The following is an 18,873-nucleotide window of genomic DNA, read 5'->3' on the forward strand; positions in this document are numbered from 1 at the left end:
CACGGCTTGAGCCTGACTCATTTTTTGGAGGACGACGGATGTACGGCCGGCCGGCCCGGCCAACGCGCTAGGAGGCGTCTTCTGCCGGACCCGCGTCGCGCTCGAGCCGGCGCACCGCCGCGAGCACATCGGACTGGAAGCGGCGGGCGGCGCGCGCCGGCGCTGGCTCGAGCGAGAACGCCGCCATCAGCATCGCGCTCAGCTGCGAGGCGGTCGATGCGATGGAGGGCTTGGTGCCGGTGGTCACGTAGTCCCACAGCACGTGTTCCATCGAGCCGTACACCATGTCGCGCATCAGGCGCAGCGGCACGTCGCCGCGCACCTCGCCGAGTTCGCGCGCCTCGCTCAACGCCGCCATGAAGGGCGAGGTGTAGCGCCGCTTGAGTTCGGCGATGAGCCCGGAGAACTCGGCATCGACCATCCGCCCCTCGCCGAGGACCAGCGCGCACAGCCCGATGCCGTCGCCCATCAGATGGGTCAGGTGCCGCTGGATCACGAAGCGCAGCCTGGCCTCGAATCCGGCGATCGCCGGCACCTGCTCCTCGAGCTCGATGCTGATCTCGTCGTACCAGCGGCCCACCACGTCGATGCACAGGCGCCGCTTGCTTTCGAAGTAGGTGAAGAGCGTCGCCTCCGACACCCCCGCGCGCTGGGCGATCTCCGAGGTCGTCGAGCGCTCGAAACCGCGCTCGGCGAAGACCTCGCGCGCCGCCGCCAGCAGGCTCGCCTGGGTGCGCTCGGATTTTTCGCCCCGGGGGGCGCGACGCGGCGTGGCGGCTTTGGTGACGGACATGTCTGCGGGGGTTTCGAGAGAGCTGGACTGGCCGCCATTATGGAAGTGAACCCGCGGCCGCCCCTGGCAGGCAGCCTCAGCCGACAGGACTTTCCCCAAGGCCGCAACCGCGCCACGCCCATGCATACTCCCGCGCCGCTCCATATCTTTCTGAAAACAAAGGACCCCATGTCAGGACACGGATTCCACGTGCACGGCCCGCACGACCACGAACTCGAACACGCCGCGTCCGGCGGCCATGGCCACGGCGATGCGGCCGAGGGCGCCGGCATGAGCGTCACGGGAAAGATCGCCGTCTGCACCGCGGCCATCGCCACCATCGGCGCGATCTTCGCGTACATGGGCGGCGCCACGCAGGCCAATGCCGGGCTCTACAAGAACAACGCGGCCATCAAGAAGACCGAGGCCTCGAACCAGTGGAATTACTTCCAGTCGAAGAGCACCAAGCAGGCGCTGGCCGAGTTCGCGCGCGACACCGCCACCGATGACGCCCGGCGCCAGGGCTGGCAGGTGAAGGTGACGCGCTACGAGCAGGAGAAGGGCGAGATCCAGGCCGCGGCCAAGAAGCTCGAGGAAGAGTCCGTCCGCTGGGACACGGCCTCCGAGGAACAGATGCACCAGCACCACCGCTGGGCGCAGGCCACCACGGTGCTGCAGGTGTCGATCGCTCTCGCGGCCATCGCGCTGCTGACGCGCAGGAAGTGGCTGGAGCGCGCCATGTACGGCGTAGCGCTCGCCGGCATCTCGATCGGCGCGCTCGCGGCGCTGCACGTCTAGGGCGTGTTCACCAGCACCAATGCGAACAGCTCGTTGCGGTGGTGGATGCCCAGGCGATCGAAGGCACGGTCCCTGAAGGTCTTGACCGTGCCGGCGGAAATGCCGAGATCGCTGGCGATGCCTTCGTAGGTCCAGCCCTTGAGCATGCGCTCGCAGACCTCGCGCTCCCTGCGCGTGAGCCCCGACAGCCGGGCATCGAAGGATTGCTCGCGTGCACCGGCGAGGTCGAGGTGGCGCTGCACGCAGGAGGTCAGGATCGGCGCGCCCATGCCGACCCACTCGATCTCCTCGTCCGTGAAGAGCGGCAGGCTCTCGTGCCGGTAGAGGTTGATCGCCAGCAGGCCATCGTCCTGGTCCTTGCAGACCACCGAGAGCCGCTCGCGCAGGCCGTGCCGCGTGTAGATGCGCTCGCGATGCGGGGCCGGAATCTCCTTCGCGTGCCAGTGCACGAGCGTGCAGCGGGCCTGGCCGATCTGCTCGCGCGCCGCGAGAAAGGTCTGGTCCTGCCGATACAGCGAAGAGCGGTACACGGCCCACGATTCCGCGGTGCCGTCGGGCGCGCGGTAGCTGCCCGACGCGGGCATGCGCGGCGGCGCATGGTCCGACAGCCGGAACACCGACAGCCATGAGACCGGCAGCCAGCGGTTGAGCTGCGCCAGCGCGTCGTTGGCGAAGCCGTGGCCGCCGATGCAGGCGATCAGTCCCGCCATGGCATCCACGGCGCGTCCGTCCGCGCTGGTGGCGAGCGCGGGCGTGGCGGACGAAAGAGGGATAAGCTGCATGGACACAACCGATGGGATGCCCGGAGCCTATCGGCGCGGCGCCTTCGGGCCGCACCGGGTTTTCCCCCTCAGGGCGCGCCCTGTCTACATCGCGGGGGACAGACGAAAAGTCCCCCATCGCGACACTGGCGGCCAAAGGAATCCCCATGACGCTCTCACGCCGCGCCCTGCTCGCCGCCTCCCTGGTGCCCACCCTCGCGCAGTGGCCCCTCGCCGCCCGCGCACAGGCCTATCCCGACCGCCCGATCCGCCTGGCCGTGGGCTATGCGCCCGGCACGGCGCCCGACGTGCTGGCGCGGCTGTTCGCGATCCGGCTGTCGGAGCTGCTCAAGCAGCAGGTGGTGGTCGACAACAAGCCCGGCGCCGGCGGGCAGATCGCGGCACTGACGGTCGCCAAGGCCGTGCCCGACGGCTACACGCTGCTGCTCGGCGAGGTCGGCTCGATCTCGATCGCACCGGCCGCCTTCGGCAAGCTCGGCTACGCGCCGAGCCGCGAGCTCACCGGCATCAGCGAGGTCGCGCGCGTCGACTTCCTGCTGGCCGTGCCCGCGAACTCGCCGCACAGGACGGTGGCGGACTTGGTCAAGGCGGCGCGCGCGCAGACCGGCCGGCTCAACTTCGGCACCTTCGGCGCCGGCACCTCGGGCCACTTCGGCGCCGAGCTGTTCGGCGAGGCGGCCGGCTTCCAGGTCGAGCCGGTCCACTACCGGACCACCGGCGACGCGGTCACGGCCATCCTTTCGGGCGACGTCGCGGCCGCCTTCGTCTCCACGGCGCTCGGCAACGCGCAGATCAAGGGCGGCAAGATGCGCGCGCTCGCCACCACCGCGCCGCGGCGCTCGCCGCTGCTGCCCGAGGTGCCGACCATGGCGGAGTCGGGCTATCCGAAGATCGACATCTCCTCCTGGTTCGCGCTCATGGCGCCCCAGGGCACGCCGCCGGCCATCCTCGACCTGCTCGGTGCAGAGTCCGTGAAGGCCGTCCAGCCCGAGGACGCGCGCGCCAAGCTGGTGGAAGCCGGCTTCAGCATCGTCGGCGCGGGCCGCACCGACACCGACCGCATGCTGCGCGAGGAAGCGGCACGCTGGGCCGCGGTCGTGAAGGCCTCCGGATTCCGCGGCGACTGACAACCAGGAGGCGGGCGCCGACCGCGCCCCATCGACCCATGCAACACCACCGTATCCGCGACGCGGAGGACCTCGCGCGCATCGAAGCGCGGCCCTACGCCTCCTTCATGGCCCACGACCACGTCTACGACGCGCTGTGCGAGGTCGCCGCCCGGCACCCCACGCGCATCGCGCTGAGCTACCTGCCCGATGCCGATCCCGAAACGCCGCCGCGGCACTGGCGCTACGCCGACCTGCTCGCCGACATCCGCCGCGCCGCGAATCTCTTCGCCAGCCTCGTGCCCGGCGAGACGCCGCGCGTCGCGATGCTGCTGCCGGCCATTCCGCAGGCCTGGCTGACGCTGCTGGGCGCCGAGACCGCGGGCATCGTCTGCCCGATCAACTACCTGCTCGACGCCGCGCACCTGGCCGAACTCGTGCGGGCCTCGGGCGCGAACATCCTGGTGGCGCTGGGCCCGCATCCCGAGCTCGACATCTGGTCGCGTGCCGCGACGCTGGCCGACGCCTGCCCCGCGCTGCGCCAGGTGCTCGCCGTCGGCGGGGCGCCGGGCGCGATCGACTTCGACACGGCCCTGTCGCGGATGGCGCCGGATGCGGCGCTTCCAGCACGATCTACCGACGGACTGGCCGCCCTCTTCCACACCGGCGGCACGACCGGCGCGCCCAAGCTCGCGCAGCACACGCAGCGCAACCAGCTGCATGCCGCCTGGAGCGCGGCCCAGCTGTATGCGATGCGCGAGGACGACACGATCCTCAACGGCTTCCCGCTGTTCCATGTCGCCGGCTCCTTCGTCTACGGGCTCTCGGCGCTGCTGAGCGGTGCGCGCATCGTGCTGCCGACCCTGCTCGGGCTGCGCAACACGGCACTGGTGCGGCGCTACTGGAGCGTCGTGCGGCAGCACGACGTGAGCCTGCTGGCCGCGGTGCCGACAGTGATCGCGACGCTGCTCGGGCTCGAGGCCGAACCCGCGGACCATGCCCGCGTGCGCACCCTGCTCACCGGCGGCTCGCCGCTGCCCAACGAACTGGCCAATGCCTTCGAGCAGAAGTTCGGCATCCCGGTGCGCAACATCCTCGGCATGACCGAGTGCGCGGGCGTGGTCAGCATCGAACCCTTTCTCGCGCCGCGCGTGCACGGCTCCTGCGGCATTCCACTGCCCTTCACCGAGGTCAAGGCCGTCGCGCACGACGGCCGCGACTGCGCGCCGGGCGAGAGCGGCGTGCTGCGCCTGCGCGGCCCCAACGTGGGCCCCGGCTACACGGAAGCGCACCGCAACGCCGGCACCTTCGAGGATGGCTGGCTGATCACCGGCGACATCGGCCATGTCGATGCGCAGCGCCGCGTGTTCGTGACCGGGCGCGCCAAGGACCTGATCATCCGCAGCAGCCACAACATCGACCCGCAGGTGATCGAGGCGGCGCTGCTCCAGCATCCCGAGGTCGAGCTGGCCGCGGCCGTGGGCGAGCCCGACGAGTACGCGGGCGAACTGCCGGTGGCCTACGTGTCGCTGCGGCCGGGATCGCGGGTCGACGCCGAGGCGCTCTCGGCCTTCGCCAATGCGCGCATTCCGGAACGGCCCGCGTTCCCCAAGCGCATCGAGGTCCTCGCGGCGATCCCGCTGACCGCCGTCGGCAAGGTCTACAAGCCGCGGCTGCGGGCCCTGGCCTGCGAGCATGCCTTGACGCAGCGCCTGCGCGACGCCGGCCTGCTCGATGGCGTGGCGGTCGCGGTGGAAGACAGCGCGCGCGGGTTGAATGCGCGCTTTCGCCGACGCGCCGCGGCGGATGCCGCACCCGACGCCGAGCGTCTGCACGCGCTCATGCGCACCTTCGCGATCCCTTACGAGATCGACGATCGCGCCGGAGGCGGCGCATGAGCCCGCCGGTGCGCCTCGACATCGACGGCGCGATCGCCACCATCACGCTCGACGCGCCCGCCACGCACCATGCGCTGACGCCGCGCATGCTGTGCCTGCTCGCGGATGCCGTGATGCGCTTCGCGGCCGACGACGCCTTGCGCGTGGCCATCGTCACGGCGACCGGCGAGCGCGCCTTCTGCGCCGGCGGCGACCTGTCGCGCACCCTGCCGCTGATGAGCGGAGCCCGCGCGCCAGAGGACGAGTGGGACCGACGCCTGCTGTCCGACCCGCGAGTGCTCGCGGCCTCGGGCCTGCGCGACTTCGAACTCGACAAGCCCGTGATCGCCGCCATCAACGGCGTGTGCATGGCCGCGGGCTTCGAGCTGATGCTCGGCACGGACCTGCGCATCGCGGCGGAGCACGCCCGCTTCGCCCTGCCCGAGGCCACGCGCGCGCTGATTCCCTTCGCGGGCTCGATGGTGCGGCTGCCGCGGCAGTTGCCGTGGCCGCTGGCCATGGAACTGATGCTGATCGGCGAACCCATCGACGCAGCGCGGGCCCGCGAGATCGGCCTGGTCAACCGCGTGGTGCCGGGTCCGGCGCTGATGACCGAGGCACGCGCGCTGGCCGAACGCATCGCAGGCAACGGGCCGCTCGCGCTGCGGGCGATCAAGCGCACCGCGCGCGCCGCCAGCGGGCTGTCGCTCGCCGAAGGCTTCGCGCTCGAGAACCAGGCCAAGGCCACGGTGTTCGCCAGCGAGGACGCGCGCGAAGGGCCGCGTGCCTTCATGGAGAAGCGCCCGCCGGTCTATCGCGGGCGATGAGGCGACAGGAATTTCCAACACGGACGCAGGAGACGACGAGATGAAAAAGAGCTACACCCCCGCGACCCAGATTTCGAAGCGAAGGATCTCGCTCGCGGTCTCGGTCATCGCGCTCGCGGTGCAGGCCGGATGCGGTGGCGGCGGCGGAGGCGGCGGATTCGCCCCGGTGGCTTCGGGCCTCGCTCCCGCGCCCGCGCCGGCCTCCAATACGCCCGCGCCGCCTCCCGCACCCGCTCTGAGCGCGGCCGAGGCCTGCGCCGCCTTGAACGGGCTCGGCATCCCCGCCACCGACATCGCGTTGCCGACCTCGGGCGCCGTGGTCTCCAGCACCACGCTCGTGGCGCCCGCGGGCAGTGGATCGACCGCGGTCGGCGAGTACTGCCGCGTCACCGGATCGATCGCACCGGTCGACGCCAGCGCTCCTCCGATCCAGTTCGACCTGGCCCTGCCGACCGCCTGGAACCGCAAGGCCATGCAGCTCACGGGCGGCGGCTACGACGGCAGCGTGATCGCGGGCAACGGCAACGCACCCGGTGCCTCGGGCCTCGCCACGCCGCTGGCGCGCGGCTATGCCGCCTTCGGCAGCGATTCGGGACACAGCGGCAGTGCCGCCGAGGCCAGCTTCGCGCTCAACGACGAGGCGCTCGAGAACTACTTCGGCGACCAGCTGCGCAAGACGCGCGACGTCGCGGTGAAACTGATCGCGCGGCGCTACGGCGCGGCGCCCGTGCGCACCTATGCGGCCGGCGGCTCCGGCGGCGGCCGCGAGGCGCTCTACGTCGCGGACCGCTGGCCCGCGCTCTACGACGGTGTCATCGCCTACTTTCCCGCCTGGTCGCTGACGGGCATGCTGACCAACTACGCGATCACCTCGAAGGCGCTCGCCGCGCCCGGCGCCTGGTCGAACCCGGCCAAGCAGCAGCTGCTGACCCGCTCGGTGGTCGCGGCCTGCGATGCGCTCGATGGCGCGACGGACGGCGTGATCGCCAAGGTCTCGGCCTGCGCCTTCGATCCCGCGACTCTCGCCTGCCCGGGCGCCGCCGACAGCGGCGACGGCTGCCTGTCGACGGCCCAGATCGGGGGCTTCCGTGCCTATGCCACGCCGCTGAAGCTGCCCTACCTGCTGGCCAACGGCACCGACGGCTATGCCGCGCTCAACATCTTCGACGGCGGCGTCATTCCCGCGATGGGCAGCAGCGCACCGGCCACGCCCTCGCGCTTCGACATGGCGTTCGCGACCTACATCGGCGAGTCCTTCGTGAAGTACATGGTCTACCGCGATGCCAGCTACGACCCCTTCCTCTTCGCCGTCGACGCGAACGGCTATGTCCAGCAGCGGCTGCGCTACATCTCGTCGCGGCTGGACGTCAACCCCGATCTGAGCGCGTTCGCGAACAAGGGCGGCAAGGTGCTGATCGTGCACGGCATGGCCGATCCACTCATTCCCGCGGGCTCGTCCGAGGAGTTCCATCGGCGCGCCGTCGCGGCGATGGGCAGCGCGCGGGTCGACGCCTTCCTCAAGTACTACGAGGTGCCCGGCTACGGGCACGGCGGCGGCGCCTACGACGTGCGCTTCGACTCGGTCGATGCGCTCGAACGCTGGGTCGAGCAGGGCCTCGCGCCCTCCAATCCCACGGTGGCGGACGCCAACGCCGGCAACAACGGCCGCACCCGTCCGCTGTGCGAGTACCCGGCCTGGCCGCGCTACAACGGGACGGGCGACGTCGATCTCGCCAGCAGCTTCACTTGCGTGCGCTGACGTCCCACGGCGCCCTCACCCGCGGCGCTGCGGCCCCCGCATCAGCTTCCCGGGCAGCGCCCCCGTGCGCTCCCCGTTCTCCATGATGGTCTGCCCCGCCTTCAGCGTCGCGCGATAGCCCTCGGCGGTCTGCACCAATCGCCGTCCGCCGGCCGGCAGGTCGAAGGCGACATGGGGCGGCGGGATGCGCAGCCGGTCGAAATCGATGATGTTGATGTCGGCCAGGTAGCCCGGCCGCAGCAGGCCGCGGTCCTCCAGGCCGTAGATGCGCGCGGTGTCGCGCGTCTGCCGCTGCACCATCAGCTCGAGCGGCAGCGTGGGTCCGCGGCTGCGGTCGCGCGCCCAGTGGGTGAGCATGTAGGTCGGCATGCTGACGTCGCAGATGTAGCCGCAGTGCGCGCCGCCATCGGCCAGGCTCATCATCGTGCGCGGATGCTGCAGCTCGGCATGCAGCTGGCTCAGGTCGTTGTAGGCGTAGTTGAAGCTCGGGAAGTAGACGATGCCCTTGCCGTCGAGGTCCATCAGCATGTCGTAGACCACCTCCAGCGGTGTGCGTCCCTCGCGCTGCGCGATCGCGGCCACGCTGCGTTCCTGCGGCGGCTCGTAGTCGGGCTCGGCGCCCAGCGCATACATCTTGTGGAAGCTCTGCGTCAGGTAGGCCATGCGGCTGTCGTGCCGGGCCGCGCCGGCCAGCGCGTCCATGTCGGTCAGCTGCGCGCGCACCGCCGGGTCGCGCAGGCGCGCGAGCTTCTCGTCCCAGGGCAGCGGCGCGATCTGCTGCCACAGCGGATGCGCCATGAACGGATGGGTGGAACCGAGCCAGGCCATCAGGATGCCCGCGGGCCGGCCCGCCACGGCGCCATAGAGCGGCACGTTCTGCCGGTGGGTCTCGTCGAGCGCGGCCAGCAGGCGCTTCCAGGTGTCGGGCGTCTGGTCGGTCTGCACCAGCGCGAAGGCCACCGGCAGGTTGTTCTCGCGCGCGAGCTGCGTCATCCACGGCAGCTCGGTCTCCATCTGGTAGTGGTTCGACGTCATCTGGAAGACGCCGTGGCCGACCTCGCCGAGCACGCGCGCGATGCCGAGGATCTCGTCGGGCGAGGCGAAGGTGCCCGGCGGGTACTTGCGACCCTGGTACTTGTGGATGATGGTGCGGCTGGTCGAGAAGCCCAGCGCGCCGGCCCGCATGCCCTCGCGCACCAGTTGCACCATGGCCTGGATGTCGGCGGGCGTGGCCTCGTCGTGCGTGATGCCGCGCTCGCCCATCACGTAGGTGCGCAGCGCCGAGTGCGGAATCTGCGCGCCGACGTCGAGCGCGCGCGGCATGCGCTCGAGCGCGTCGAGGTACTCGGGGAAGCTCTCCCACTGCCAGTCGATGCCCTCGGCCAGCACGGTGCCCGGAATGTCCTCCACGCCCTCCATCACGCTGATGAGCCACTCGCGCCTGTCGCGGTGCACCGGCGCGAAGCCGACGCCGCAGTTGCCCATCACGACACTGGTCACGCCATGGTCGGTGGAAGGACTGAGATAGGGGTCCCAGGTCACCTGGCCGTCGTAGTGCGTGTGCACGTCGACCCAGCCGGGCGTGACGATGGCGCCGTGCGCATCGATCTCGCGATGCGCGGCACCGAGCCTGCCGCCGACCTCGGCGATGCGCCCGCCGACGATGCCGATGTCGCCCGTGAAGCGCGGGTCTCCGCTGCCGTCGACCAGCGTGCCGCCGCGGATGATGGTGTCGAACATTCCGATGTCTCCTGCGCTCAGTCGAGCTTGATGTTGGCGGCCTTGATGACCTCGCCCCAGCGCTCGCTGTCGTTCTTCACGATGGCGGCGAAGGCGGGGCCCGAGGCGCCCGATGGTTCGTTGCCCTGCGTCTCGATCAGCTTGAGCATCTCGGGCGAGCGCGCGATCTTCGCGAGCAGGTCGCCGATCCTCTTCGCGACGGCGGGGTCCATGTGGCCGGGCCCGAAGATGCCCTGCCAGCCCACGATGTCCAGGCCCTTCACGCCCTGCTCGGCGATGGTCGGCATGTCGGGCAGCACCGGCACGCGCGCCGGCGTGGCCGTGCCGAGGCCGATGGCCTTGCCGGCCTTGATCAGTTGCACCGCCGTGGCGGTGCCGTCGAAGTACAGCTGCACCTCGCCCGCGACCAGCGCGCGCGAGGCATCGGCCGTGCCCTTGTAGGGCACGTGCGTCATCTTCGTGCCGGTGCGCATCTGCAGCAGTTCGCCATTCAGGTGCGAGGTCGAGCCCTGCGAGAACGAGGCGTAGTTGAGCTTGCCCGGGTTCGCCCTGGCATAGGCCACGAGTTCGCCGATGTTCCTGAACGGCGCATCGGGCGGCGCGATCAGCACCGTGGCCGACTTCACCATCTGCGCCAGCGGCGTGAAGTCCCTGACCGGGTCGTAGGGCAGCTTCGAATACAGGTGCGGGTTCTGCGTGTGCGTGATGACGATGGTGTAGAGCAGCGTGTGGCCGTCGGCGGGAGCGCGCGCCACCTCCTGCGCGCCGATGAAGGTGCCGGCGCCGGGCTTGTTGTCGACGATCACGGGCGCGCCACCGAGCTCATCGGTCATCAGCTTGGCGATCACCCGGGCCGTGACGTCGGAGCCCGAGCCCGCGGGGAAGGGCACGACGATGCGGATCGGCTTGCCGGGAACGGGCCAGGCGGCGGGCTGCGCCAGCGCGACCGGTGCCGCCGTGCAGGCGGCGGCGAGCGCGGCGGCAGCGAGCAGCGCGCGGCGAAGCGTTGGGATCGGATGCATCGGACTGTCTCCATTCGTGGGCCCGCCAGCGCGTTCCAGGCGGTTGGTGCAAGCGCTTGCACGAAGCATAGGAGCAATCGAATCCAGGCGACCCCGGGGTTAGCACCTAGGCATGCATGCGCTTGCACGGGGCGGCTAACATGCGCTGTCCATCGCCCGCTCATGACCGCCACCCGCTCCCCTTCCACCCCACGGGCGCCCGCCGCCCGCGCCGCCTCGCTGGCCGATGTCGCGGCGCTCGCGGACGTGTCGACCGGCACCGTGTCGCGCGTGCTGAGCCGGCCGGACATGATCAGCGAGCCGACCCGGCTGCGCGTGATGGCGGCGGTCGAGCAGCTCGGCTATGTGGCCAACGGCACCGCGCGCGCGCTCGCGATGCGCCGCACGATGACGGTCGGCGCGATCGTGCCGCGCTTCGGCAGCTCGTCGTTCCCGGCGCTGATCCAGGCGCTCGAAACGACGCTGGCCGCCGGCGGCTACACGCTGCTGCTGTCCGCGCCCGAGCCGCGGGCCACCGGCGACACGGCCATCCTGCGCACGCTGCTCGAGCGCGGCGTCGACGCGGTGGCGCTGCTCGGTGCCGAGCAGCCGCCGCAGGTGCTCGCCATGCTCGGCGCGAGCCACACGCCCTTCGTGTGCATGTGGGCGCCGCCCGATGCCACCGGCAGCAGCATCGGCTTCGACGAGCAGGCCGCCGCCGTGCTGGTCGTCGAGCACCTGCGCGCGCTCGGCCATCGCAGCCTCGGCTACATCGGCGGGCGCACCGCGGACAGCGAGCGCGCCCGGCGCCGGCTGCGCGACCTCAAGCTCGCGATGGCCGAGCGCTCGCTCGCGCTGCACGGCGATGCCGTGGTCGAGACCGAGCACGGCTTTCGCGAAGGCTTCGAAGCCATGCAGGCCATCGCGCGCCGCGAGCCCCCGGTCAGCGCCATCGTCTGCGGCAGCGACTACCTCGCGGCCGGCGCGCTGGCCGCGCTCGACCAGGCCGGCATCGAGGTGCCGCGCCGGCTGTCGGTCGCGAGCTTCAACGACAACGACTTCGCGCCCTACCTGCATCCGCCGCTGACCACCGTGCACCTGCCGATCCGCGAGATCGGCGAGCAGGCGGGACGGCAGTTGCTGGCGCGGCTGGGCGCGGGTTCGGCCGCGGCGCCCGTCGCCTTGCCGGTGCGGCTGATGGAGCGCGCGAGCACGGGCCCGGTGCCGCGCTGACACGGCGCGAGGATCGTTTCAGCCCGGGTCCTGGAGCAGCGTCTGCCCGGGTCCGGGCGCCTGGCAATGCTGGAGGAAAACCGCGACGAGGAACGCCGCGGTCCGCTCGTCGCCGATCGCATCGTTGAGCATCGACGTGGCCGAGCGCTGCGTGGGCCTGTAGGGGTTCACCACGTCCAGCAGCACCTCGGTCAGGAGGTCCTTGTCCGAGCGGTAGCAGCCGTCCTGGTCGAGCATCCAGCGGGTGAGCGCTTCGCGGGGGATTTTCTTGAAGACGACTCGCGCCGGACTGGTCTGGCGTCGCCCATTGAGGAGCACGGGCAGCTCGATGTCGACCGAAAACGAGTTCGACCCGAACGAGTCAACCGCCATTGAAGCGGCACGATGATCCATGGCTCATTCACGCTTTCTCTACGGATCGTCCCCTGGGCCTCGAGGCCCTTCCTCCCCAAGCGCGCGACGCCACGTCGCCTGCCCGGCCCGTCGAATGGTCCAGGGCCGGCCCTGAACTTCCCCGCGGGTGACGGAAGCGCGCTGCGCCGAACCGCGATCCGCACGGGGAAGCGCTATTTGGCTACATTTTTTGTAAAACTTCCATATTCATTTCTTCATAGACCCTTCGGAGACCGATAGCCGAAGGTGCATTGCGGGTCGCGCGTGACATGTGGCCGGAGCGCCGGAGCCGACACGGGGGGAGTCGCTCCCGTGCGCGACGCAATGCGCCAGGGCGGCCTCGAGCATCGACCAGCTGGCGAAGACGTAGACCCGCTCCGTCCTGTCCCAGCGCCCGCCGAACGCCTTGAGCGTCATCGCGAGGCTCGAGACACCGCCCATCACGGCGGCCTTGGGGCGGCCATAGGGCTCGCAATGGACGGCCACGCTGCAACCCAGCCGCGCCGCCAGACCCTGCACACGATCCATACCGCTCGGAGGAGAAAGAAGCATCGGTCCATTGTCGCCAAAGCCCCGGCCGCGCCGGGCCTCGCGGCCTCCCCCGAACGTGGGGTTGCGCGACACCGGCGATGCCGTGCCGGGCACCCACGGCACGGGCTCAGCGTTGCGCGAAGGCCCTGACGTGATCGACCAGCGCGCGCAACTTGCGCGGCTGGTTCCGGCGGCTCGGAAAGTACAGGAAGAAGCCCGCGAAGCTCGGCAGGAAATCGTCGAGCACCGAGACCAGTTCGCCGCGATCGATGTAGGGCCGGAAGGTCTCCTCCATGCCGATCGTGATGCCGGTGTCCGCGAGCGCGGTGCGGATCATCAGCAGCATGTCGTTGGTGGTGATCCTCGGTTCCACCGTCAGCGCGAAGTCGCGTCCGTCCTCGCGGAACTCCCAGCGGTACGGCGCTTCCTTGAGCGAACGGCGCCATCCGATGCAGCAATGCGCGAGCAGCTCGCGCGGATGCGTCGGCACGCCGTGCGCGGCCAGGTAGGCCGGGCTCGCCACGACCATCTGGCGCTGCGGCCCGGTGAGCGGGACCGCCACCATGTCCTGCTCGATGACCTCGCCGAGCCGCACGCCGGCATCGAAGCCCGCGGCGACGATGTCCGACTCGTCGTCGGTCACGGTCACGTCGAGCGTGACGCCGGGATGGGCCGCCGCGAAGCTGCCGATCAGCGGGCCCGAGAGGAAGCGCTCGGCGATCGAGGTCACCGCCACCCGCAGCACGCCGCGCGAGGGGCCTTCGACCGCGGCCTCCTCCAGCGCCGCGCCCACCGTCGACAGCGGCTCGGCAATCTGCCGGTGCAGCGCTTCGCCCGCCTCGGTCAGGCGCACGTGGCGCGTCGAGCGCTGGACCAGCGCGATGCCCAGGCTGTCCTCGAGCCGCCGGATGCCCTGGCTGACGGCCGAACGCGTGACGCCCAGATGGTCCGCGGCGGCGCGGAAGTTCTGCGCCTTCGCGACCGCGAGGAAGAAGCGCAACAGGTTGAAGTCGGCGTCCATTGGTTAGCAATGCTAACCGGCGCAGTCAGCGATCGGGGAGTTCTCTTAACCGCCGCGCCTTCCTAAAGTGAGCCCATGACTTCACGAACCACCCCTTCTCCAGCAGCCTGCAAGCGCCGGAAACCCACGCGGCGCGGTCTGCTGAGCCTCGGGCTCCTGGCCCTCGGCACGGCCCTCGCCGCCCCCCACCGAGCCCAGGCTCGATCTTCCAAGGAATCGGACATGACAACGCATCCCTATCTCGGCATGTGGGTGACCGGCGACGGCCACGTGCGCCATCAGCTGCTTCCCAACGGCCGCTATGACGAGGTGCGCGGCAATCGCGAGAGCGCCTACCGCGGCCGCTACGTCATCGAAGGCAACCACATCGAGTACGTCGACGACACGGGCTTCACGGCCGATGGCGACTTCATCGATGGCGTGCTGCATCACGGCGGGATGGTGCTCAGGCGCGTCGCGCCCGGCGCCCCCCGATGACCCGAACCCTCTTCTCCAACCCCAGAAAGAACCCACCATGAACGCAAAGACTTCCAAGGTCATCCTCATCACCGGCGCCAGCAGCGGCATCGGCGAAGCCACCGCCCGCCTGCTCGCGCAGAACGGCGCCACCGTGCTGCTCGGCGCGCGGCGCACCGAGCGGCTGGATCGGATCGTCGCGGACATCGTCGCCGCCGGCGGCATCGCCGAGGCCCGCGCACTCGACGTGACGCGGCGCGAGGACGTGCAGGCCTTCGCGGCCCACGCCATCGCGCGCTTCGGCCGCATCGACGTCATCGTCAACAACGCCGGCGTCATGCCCCTGTCGCCGCTCGCCTCGCTCAAGCTCGAGGAATGGGACCGGATGATCGACGTCAACATCCGCGGCGTGCTGCACGGCATTGCCGCCGTGCTGCCCACCATGCAGAAGCAGGGCGCGGGCCACGTGGTGAACGTCGCGTCGATCGGTGCGCACGCCGTCTCGCCCACGGCGGCCGTCTATTGCGCGACCAAGTACGCGGTCTGGGCCCTCTCCGAGGGCCTGCGCCAGGAGCACCAGGACATCCGCGTCACGACGATCAGCCCAGGCGTGACCGAATCGGAACTGGCCGACACCATCTCGGACCAGAAGGGCCGCGACGAGATGAAGGAGTTCAGGAAAGTGGCCATCAGCGCATCGGCGATCGCGCGCGCCATCGACTTCGCGATCTCGCAGCCCGAGGACGTGGACACGAGCGAGATCGTCATTCGGCCGACTGCCAGCGCGCATTGATCGGCGCTTCGATTCGCGCCGGGCGTCGCTTCAAGCGTCCGGCGCGCGATCTACATGACAGCCGCAAGCGTCACGCCGCTGACACGCCCACGTCACCCCGTCTTCCTACGCTGCGCGCCTTCATCCTTTCGTTCAGCTTGCAATGAATTTCCCCGACGATCCGCGCGGCACGACCGAGCCGCGCGACGCCTCGCCTTCCGCACCCGAATCCACCACGCCGCCGCGGCGCGACCTGCTCAAGCTCGGCGCCTCGCTGCTGACCCTCGGCGGCAGCGGCGCGCTGCTCGCCGCCTGTGGCGGTGGTGGCGGCGGCTCGCCGGTGCTGGGCGCCCTGCCCGCGCCCGCCCCGGCGGCCCCCGCGCCGGCACCGGCGCCAGCGGTCGCCGCGAAGATCTCGAGCTTCGCGCTGGCCGTGATGCCCGACACCCAGTTCTATGCACGCTACGCCACCGCGGCCGAGAGCGACCAGTACGACAAGCGCTTCGGCAGCGCGCCCTTCGCCGCGCAGACGAAGTGGATCGCCGACAACGCCAAGGCGCTCAACATCCCCTTCACCATCCACCTCGGCGACGTGGTCGACCAGGTCGGCAAGCCCGACCAGTGGAAGGTGGCCGATGCGGCGATGAAGCTGCTCGAGGACGCGAAGCTGCCCTACAGCGTGCTGGCCGGCAACCACGACGTGCTGCGCGACGTCGACTACGGCGTCGACCCGGTCGGCGGCACCGACGCCGACCGCGACCCGAGCAAGGAGCCCTACATCCAGTGGTTCGGCACCGAGCGCGCGAAGAAGCAGGCCACCTTCGGCGGGCGCGACCCGAGCGGTTTCCACGAGTACCACGTGTTCGAGGCGCAGGGCCAGAAGTTCATGGTGCTGTCGCTGTCGTGGCGCATCTCCGCCGCGGGCATCGCCTGGGCGCGCCAGGTGATCGCGAAGAACCCGACCTTGCCGGTGATCCTGTCGAACCACCAGCTGCTCAATATCGATGCCGACGGCACCAGTCCGCTCGAGACCGACTACGGCAAGATGCTGTGGGAGAAGCTGATCCGCGACAACGACCAGATCTTCATGACGCTCAACGGCCACCACCATGGCGCCGCGCACCTCACGAAGACCAACGACTTCGGCCACAAGGTCGAGGAGATGGTGGTGGACTACCAGATGGCCTACCAGGGCGGCAACGGCCTGATGCGCCTCTACGAGTTCGACCTGACGAACAAGAAGATCAAGGTGCTGTCGTTCTCGCCGTGGGTGCCGCAGAAGCCGGCCGCCACGCTCAACGCCTTCGACCAGGCGGTGCTGATCACGCCCAACGAGGCCTTCGAGATCGAAATGGATTTCGCGCAGCGCTTCGCCGGCTTCAACAAGGCCTTCGCCAGCGGCAGCGCGGTCATCGAGGGTTCGCTGGTCGACAAGGCGCGCGCGATGATCCTCGCCAACTACAAGGATCCCGAGACCGTCGCGCAGCGCCCCGCCGCCGACGCGGAGGACTATCCGAAGGTCGCGAACACGCTGGCGCACTGGCGCTTCTTCGGCGGCGCGCTCAACCAGCCGGTGCTGCCGGGCACGGTGGTGGCCGACGTCACGGGCAACAACCCGCTGCACCGCGATGCGCTCGACCAGGGCGGCGTGAAGGGCGCGGCCAATGGCGACGTGGTCTGGACCGACGACCGCCACCACCTGTCGGCGGCGCCGGGCTCGGTGCGTTTCCTCAACACCAACAAGAACACGCCGCGCCTGAGCTACTTCCTCACCGACGCCAGCGCGCCGATCAATGCGCAGACGCTGGAGAGCGGCTACACGGTCGAGGCCTTCGTCAAGATCGACAAGAGCTGGACCAGCGGCAACCAGGCGTGGATGAACATCATGACGCGCGACGGCCGCCGCGGCGACCTCGCGGGCTATGCGGGCGGCGACGGTGAATCGCCGCCGATGCTGTTCGCGATCTCGAGCCTGCGCGAGGTGCAGTGGGAGGTGGTGCCGAGCCCCGCGGGCCGGCGCGAGCCCAAGGCCAACTGGTCGGGCGAGGTGATCGCCGACCGCTGGGTGCACATCGCCATCGTGAACGACCCGGTCTCGCACGACACCACCATGTACGTCGAAGGCGCACCGGTGCTGCGCAACGCCGCCGCGATCCCCGGCCTCGCCACGCTGTCGGCGAGCTCGCCCTGGGTGGTGGGCGGCGGCTCGTGGGACGGCGACCGCGCCGACGGCTTCTTCGGCAACATCGGCGAGGTGCGCGTGGTCGCGGCGGCATTGACGCCGTCGCAGTGGCTCACCGCGCGGCGCTAGGGGCGCGGGACAACTTCAGGACGTGGCCGGAAACGCTTCCGGCCGGCGGTCCGCCCACGGCGCCGCGCGCTCGATCTGCCCCGCGAGCTGGTACAGCGTGTCCTCCGCGCCGAAGCGTCCCGTGAACTGCACGCCGATCGGCAGGCCTTCCTTCGACCAGTGCAGCGGCACCGACATCGCGGGGTTGCCGGCCACGTTCCAGATCGAGGTGTAGCCCGTGTGGCTGCGCGCGATGGCCTTGTAGCTCGCGAGGTCGGTGCTCTCCATGTCGACCACGCCGAGCTTGTGCGGCGGCGTGGCGCAGACGGGTCCGAGCAGCACGTCCCACTTCTCGAACTGCTGGCCCAGGGCGCGGCTCGCGCGCTGCAGGGTCTGGATGGCGTTGAGGTAGGTCTGCGCGCTGACCTCGCGGCCGGCCTCGGCGAACAGCGCGGTCACGCGCTGCAGGTCGCGGCCGCTGAAGTCGCGGCCCAGTTGCCGGTTGCGGCGCAGCAGCGAGGTGTACATGCTGGCGTGGATGATGTCGGCGCGGCACTGGATGTACTCGTCGTCGGAGATCACGTCGTCCAGCGCGGGATCGACCCACTCGACCTGGTGGCCCAGGGATTCGCACAGCTTCGCCGCGTTCTCGACGCCGGCGCGTACCTGCGGATCGAGCGCCACGGCCTCGAAGGACTTGAGCGAGACGGCGATGCGCAGGCGCTGCGGATCACGCTTCGTCAGCTCGAGGTACGAGGCCGCGGGCGGCGGCGCCCAGTACGGATCGCCGGGCGCGGCGCCCTGCGAGACGTCGAGCAGCACGGCGCTGTCGCGCACCGAGCGCGTCACCACGTGATGGATGGTCATGCCGGCCCAGCTCTCGCTGATGTGCGGGCCGAGCGGCACGCGCGCGCGCGTGGGCTTGAGGCCGAACAGGCCGCAGTGCGAAGCGGGGATGCGGATCGAGCCGCCGCCGTCGGCCGCGTGCGCGCTCGGGATGATGCCGCCGGCCACGGCCGCGGCGGCACCGCCGCTCGAGCCGCCCGTGGTGTGCTCCAGGCTCCACGGGTTGCGGCAGGGGCCGAACATCTCGGGCTCGTTGGTGGCGCTGATGCCGAATTCCGACAGGCTCGACTTGCCGAAGATCACGAGGCCGGCGCGCACGTAGCGCTCGGCCAGGGTGCTGTCGATCGGCGAGCTGAAGTCGGCGAACAGGCGCGAGGCGCTGGTGGTTTTGGTGCCGGCGTAGAACACGCCCAGGTCCTTGAGCAGGAAGGGCACGCCGCGCAGCGGGCCGTCGGGCAGGCCCTGCGCGATGCGGTCGCGCGCGAGGTCGAAGAAGCGCGTGGTGACGGCGTTGAGCACGGTGTCGCGCGCCTCGGTGCGGGCAATGGCCTCGTCGAGGAGTTCCTCTGCCTTGAGCTCGCGGCGGCGGACCAGGTCGGCCATGGCCACGGCATCGAGCTTGTCGTATTCGGCAATCATCGGTATCGCTTTCCTTGTGTGAGTGGATTT

At 70.4% G+C, this 18,873-nt stretch carries 17 protein-coding genes; 9 read left to right on the forward strand and 8 right to left on the reverse strand.

Annotated features, from left to right (window positions below):
• Window positions 1–67: 67 nt before the first annotated feature.
• Window positions 68–793 (reverse strand): TetR/AcrR family transcriptional regulator, encoded by a 726-nt coding sequence (locus tag AC1HIL_RS34660; protein WP_261217325.1) that lies wholly within the window; start codon window positions 791–793, stop codon window positions 68–70.
• 168 nt (window positions 794–961) lie between these two features.
• On the opposite strand from AC1HIL_RS34660, the gene AC1HIL_RS34665 reads away from it, so the two are divergent.
• Window positions 962–1,570, forward strand: coding sequence for a DUF4337 domain-containing protein (locus tag AC1HIL_RS34665; RefSeq protein WP_261217326.1), 609 nt, complete (start codon window positions 962–964; stop codon window positions 1,568–1,570).
• On the opposite strand, the gene AC1HIL_RS34670 is transcribed toward AC1HIL_RS34665, so the two are convergent.
• The gene (locus tag AC1HIL_RS34670) at window positions 1,567–2,352 is read right to left on the reverse strand and encodes a helix-turn-helix transcriptional regulator (RefSeq protein WP_261217328.1); all 786 of its coding nucleotides are present in this window, start codon (window positions 2,350–2,352) and stop codon (window positions 1,567–1,569) included. The genes AC1HIL_RS34665 and AC1HIL_RS34670 overlap by 4 nt on opposite strands.
• A gap of 146 nt (window positions 2,353–2,498) precedes the next feature.
• Between AC1HIL_RS34670 and AC1HIL_RS34675 the strand changes: the two genes are divergently transcribed.
• Genes AC1HIL_RS34675 through AC1HIL_RS34690 form a run of 4 tightly spaced genes read left to right on the forward strand, consistent with a single transcriptional unit; the run spans window position 2,499 to window position 7,921 of the window.
• Entirely contained in the window at window positions 2,499–3,479 is a 981-nt protein-coding gene (locus AC1HIL_RS34675; protein ID WP_261217331.1) for a Bug family tripartite tricarboxylate transporter substrate binding protein, read from the forward strand.
• Between the two features lie 38 nt (window positions 3,480–3,517).
• Window positions 3,518–5,356: an AMP-binding protein gene (locus tag AC1HIL_RS34680; RefSeq protein ID WP_261217333.1), complete on the forward strand. Its 1,839-nt coding sequence runs from the start codon at window positions 3,518–3,520 to the stop codon at window positions 5,354–5,356.
• A complete protein-coding gene (locus AC1HIL_RS34685) occupies window positions 5,353–6,162 on the forward strand; it encodes an enoyl-CoA hydratase/isomerase family protein (protein ID WP_261217335.1) in 810 nt (269 codons plus the stop codon). Before AC1HIL_RS34680 ends, AC1HIL_RS34685 begins: the two co-directional genes overlap by 4 nt.
• 40 nt (window positions 6,163–6,202) lie before the next feature.
• Window positions 6,203–7,921, forward strand: a complete 1,719-nt coding sequence (locus tag AC1HIL_RS34690; protein WP_261217336.1) for a tannase/feruloyl esterase family alpha/beta hydrolase — start codon at window positions 6,203–6,205, stop codon at window positions 7,919–7,921.
• Window positions 7,922–7,936: 15 nt separating this feature from the next.
• Here the strand turns inward: AC1HIL_RS34690 and AC1HIL_RS34695 are convergent, their stop codons facing one another.
• Both AC1HIL_RS34695 and AC1HIL_RS34700 read right to left on the reverse strand, forming a co-directional pair.
• Complete coding sequence (locus tag AC1HIL_RS34695; protein WP_261217340.1) at window positions 7,937–9,661, reverse strand: N-acyl-D-amino-acid deacylase family protein; 1,725 nt, start codon at window positions 9,659–9,661, stop codon at window positions 7,937–7,939.
• A 17-nt stretch (window positions 9,662–9,678) separates the two neighbouring features.
• Complete coding sequence (locus AC1HIL_RS34700; RefSeq protein ID WP_057596975.1) at window positions 9,679–10,683, reverse strand: Bug family tripartite tricarboxylate transporter substrate binding protein; 1,005 nt, start codon at window positions 10,681–10,683, stop codon at window positions 9,679–9,681.
• A gap of 162 nt (window positions 10,684–10,845) precedes the next feature.
• Here AC1HIL_RS34700 and AC1HIL_RS34705 point away from each other — a divergent pair, with 162 nt between their 5' ends.
• Window positions 10,846–11,895 (forward strand): LacI family DNA-binding transcriptional regulator, encoded by a 1,050-nt coding sequence (locus AC1HIL_RS34705; protein ID WP_261217341.1) that lies wholly within the window; start codon window positions 10,846–10,848, stop codon window positions 11,893–11,895.
• A gap of 18 nt (window positions 11,896–11,913) precedes the next feature.
• Here the strand turns inward: AC1HIL_RS34705 and AC1HIL_RS34710 are convergent, their stop codons facing one another.
• From AC1HIL_RS34710 to AC1HIL_RS34720, 3 genes are all read right to left on the reverse strand, one after another.
• Entirely contained in the window at window positions 11,914–12,288 is a 375-nt protein-coding gene (locus AC1HIL_RS34710; protein WP_172705735.1) for a hypothetical protein, read from the reverse strand.
• A gap of 207 nt (window positions 12,289–12,495) precedes the next feature.
• The gene (locus tag AC1HIL_RS34715) at window positions 12,496–12,840 is read right to left on the reverse strand and encodes a hypothetical protein (protein ID WP_261217343.1); all 345 of its coding nucleotides are present in this window, start codon (window positions 12,838–12,840) and stop codon (window positions 12,496–12,498) included.
• Between the two features lie 106 nt (window positions 12,841–12,946).
• Complete coding sequence (locus tag AC1HIL_RS34720; RefSeq protein ID WP_261217344.1) at window positions 12,947–13,840, reverse strand: LysR family transcriptional regulator; 894 nt, start codon at window positions 13,838–13,840, stop codon at window positions 12,947–12,949.
• A 222-nt stretch (window positions 13,841–14,062) separates the two neighbouring features.
• Here AC1HIL_RS34720 and AC1HIL_RS34725 point away from each other — a divergent pair, with 222 nt between their 5' ends.
• From AC1HIL_RS34725 to AC1HIL_RS34735, 3 genes are all read left to right on the forward strand, one after another.
• Entirely contained in the window at window positions 14,063–14,317 is a 255-nt protein-coding gene (locus AC1HIL_RS34725) for an Atu4866 domain-containing protein (RefSeq protein WP_479668992.1), read from the forward strand.
• A 37-nt stretch (window positions 14,318–14,354) separates the two neighbouring features.
• Window positions 14,355–15,089, forward strand: coding sequence for an SDR family oxidoreductase (locus AC1HIL_RS34730; RefSeq protein WP_261217355.1), 735 nt, complete (start codon window positions 14,355–14,357; stop codon window positions 15,087–15,089).
• Between the two features lie 142 nt (window positions 15,090–15,231).
• Entirely contained in the window at window positions 15,232–17,379 is a 2,148-nt protein-coding gene (locus AC1HIL_RS34735) for a LamG-like jellyroll fold domain-containing protein (RefSeq protein WP_261217362.1), read from the forward strand.
• 15 nt (window positions 17,380–17,394) lie between these two features.
• On the opposite strand, the gene AC1HIL_RS34740 is transcribed toward AC1HIL_RS34735, so the two are convergent.
• Entirely contained in the window at window positions 17,395–18,843 is a 1,449-nt protein-coding gene (locus tag AC1HIL_RS34740) for an amidase (RefSeq protein ID WP_261217364.1), read from the reverse strand.
• Between the last annotated feature and the right edge of the window lie 30 nt (window positions 18,844–18,873).

The organism is Variovorax sp. ISS6 (genome assembly GCF_056523145.1).

Bases quoted from the DNA above. Each gene is read 5' to 3' on its own strand.
- AC1HIL_RS34660 (WP_261217325.1), bottom strand. From the start codon at position 793: ATGTCCGTCACCAAAGCCGCCACGCCGCGTCGCGCCCCCCGGGGCGAA.
- AC1HIL_RS34665 (WP_261217326.1), top strand. From the start codon at position 962: ATGTCAGGACACGGATTCCACGTGCACGGCCCGCACGACCACGAACTC.
- AC1HIL_RS34670 (WP_261217328.1), bottom strand. From the start codon at position 2,352: ATGCAGCTTATCCCTCTTTCGTCCGCCACGCCCGCGCTCGCCACCAGC.
- AC1HIL_RS34675 (WP_261217331.1), top strand. From the start codon at position 2,499: ATGACGCTCTCACGCCGCGCCCTGCTCGCCGCCTCCCTGGTGCCCACC.
- AC1HIL_RS34680 (WP_261217333.1), top strand. From the start codon at position 3,518: ATGCAACACCACCGTATCCGCGACGCGGAGGACCTCGCGCGCATCGAA.
- AC1HIL_RS34685 (WP_261217335.1), top strand. From the start codon at position 5,353: ATGAGCCCGCCGGTGCGCCTCGACATCGACGGCGCGATCGCCACCATC.
- AC1HIL_RS34690 (WP_261217336.1), top strand. From the start codon at position 6,203: ATGAAAAAGAGCTACACCCCCGCGACCCAGATTTCGAAGCGAAGGATC.
- AC1HIL_RS34695 (WP_261217340.1), bottom strand. From the start codon at position 9,661: ATGTTCGACACCATCATCCGCGGCGGCACGCTGGTCGACGGCAGCGGA.
- AC1HIL_RS34700 (WP_057596975.1), bottom strand. From the start codon at position 10,683: ATGCATCCGATCCCAACGCTTCGCCGCGCGCTGCTCGCTGCCGCCGCG.
- AC1HIL_RS34705 (WP_261217341.1), top strand. From the start codon at position 10,846: ATGACCGCCACCCGCTCCCCTTCCACCCCACGGGCGCCCGCCGCCCGC.
- AC1HIL_RS34710 (WP_172705735.1), bottom strand. From the start codon at position 12,288: ATGGATCATCGTGCCGCTTCAATGGCGGTTGACTCGTTCGGGTCGAAC.
- AC1HIL_RS34715 (WP_261217343.1), bottom strand. From the start codon at position 12,840: ATGCTTCTTTCTCCTCCGAGCGGTATGGATCGTGTGCAGGGTCTGGCG.
- AC1HIL_RS34720 (WP_261217344.1), bottom strand. From the start codon at position 13,840: ATGGACGCCGACTTCAACCTGTTGCGCTTCTTCCTCGCGGTCGCGAAG.
- AC1HIL_RS34725 (WP_479668992.1), top strand. From the start codon at position 14,063: ATGACAACGCATCCCTATCTCGGCATGTGGGTGACCGGCGACGGCCAC.
- AC1HIL_RS34730 (WP_261217355.1), top strand. From the start codon at position 14,355: ATGAACGCAAAGACTTCCAAGGTCATCCTCATCACCGGCGCCAGCAGC.
- AC1HIL_RS34735 (WP_261217362.1), top strand. From the start codon at position 15,232: ATGAATTTCCCCGACGATCCGCGCGGCACGACCGAGCCGCGCGACGCC.
- AC1HIL_RS34740 (WP_261217364.1), bottom strand. From the start codon at position 18,843: ATGATTGCCGAATACGACAAGCTCGATGCCGTGGCCATGGCCGACCTG.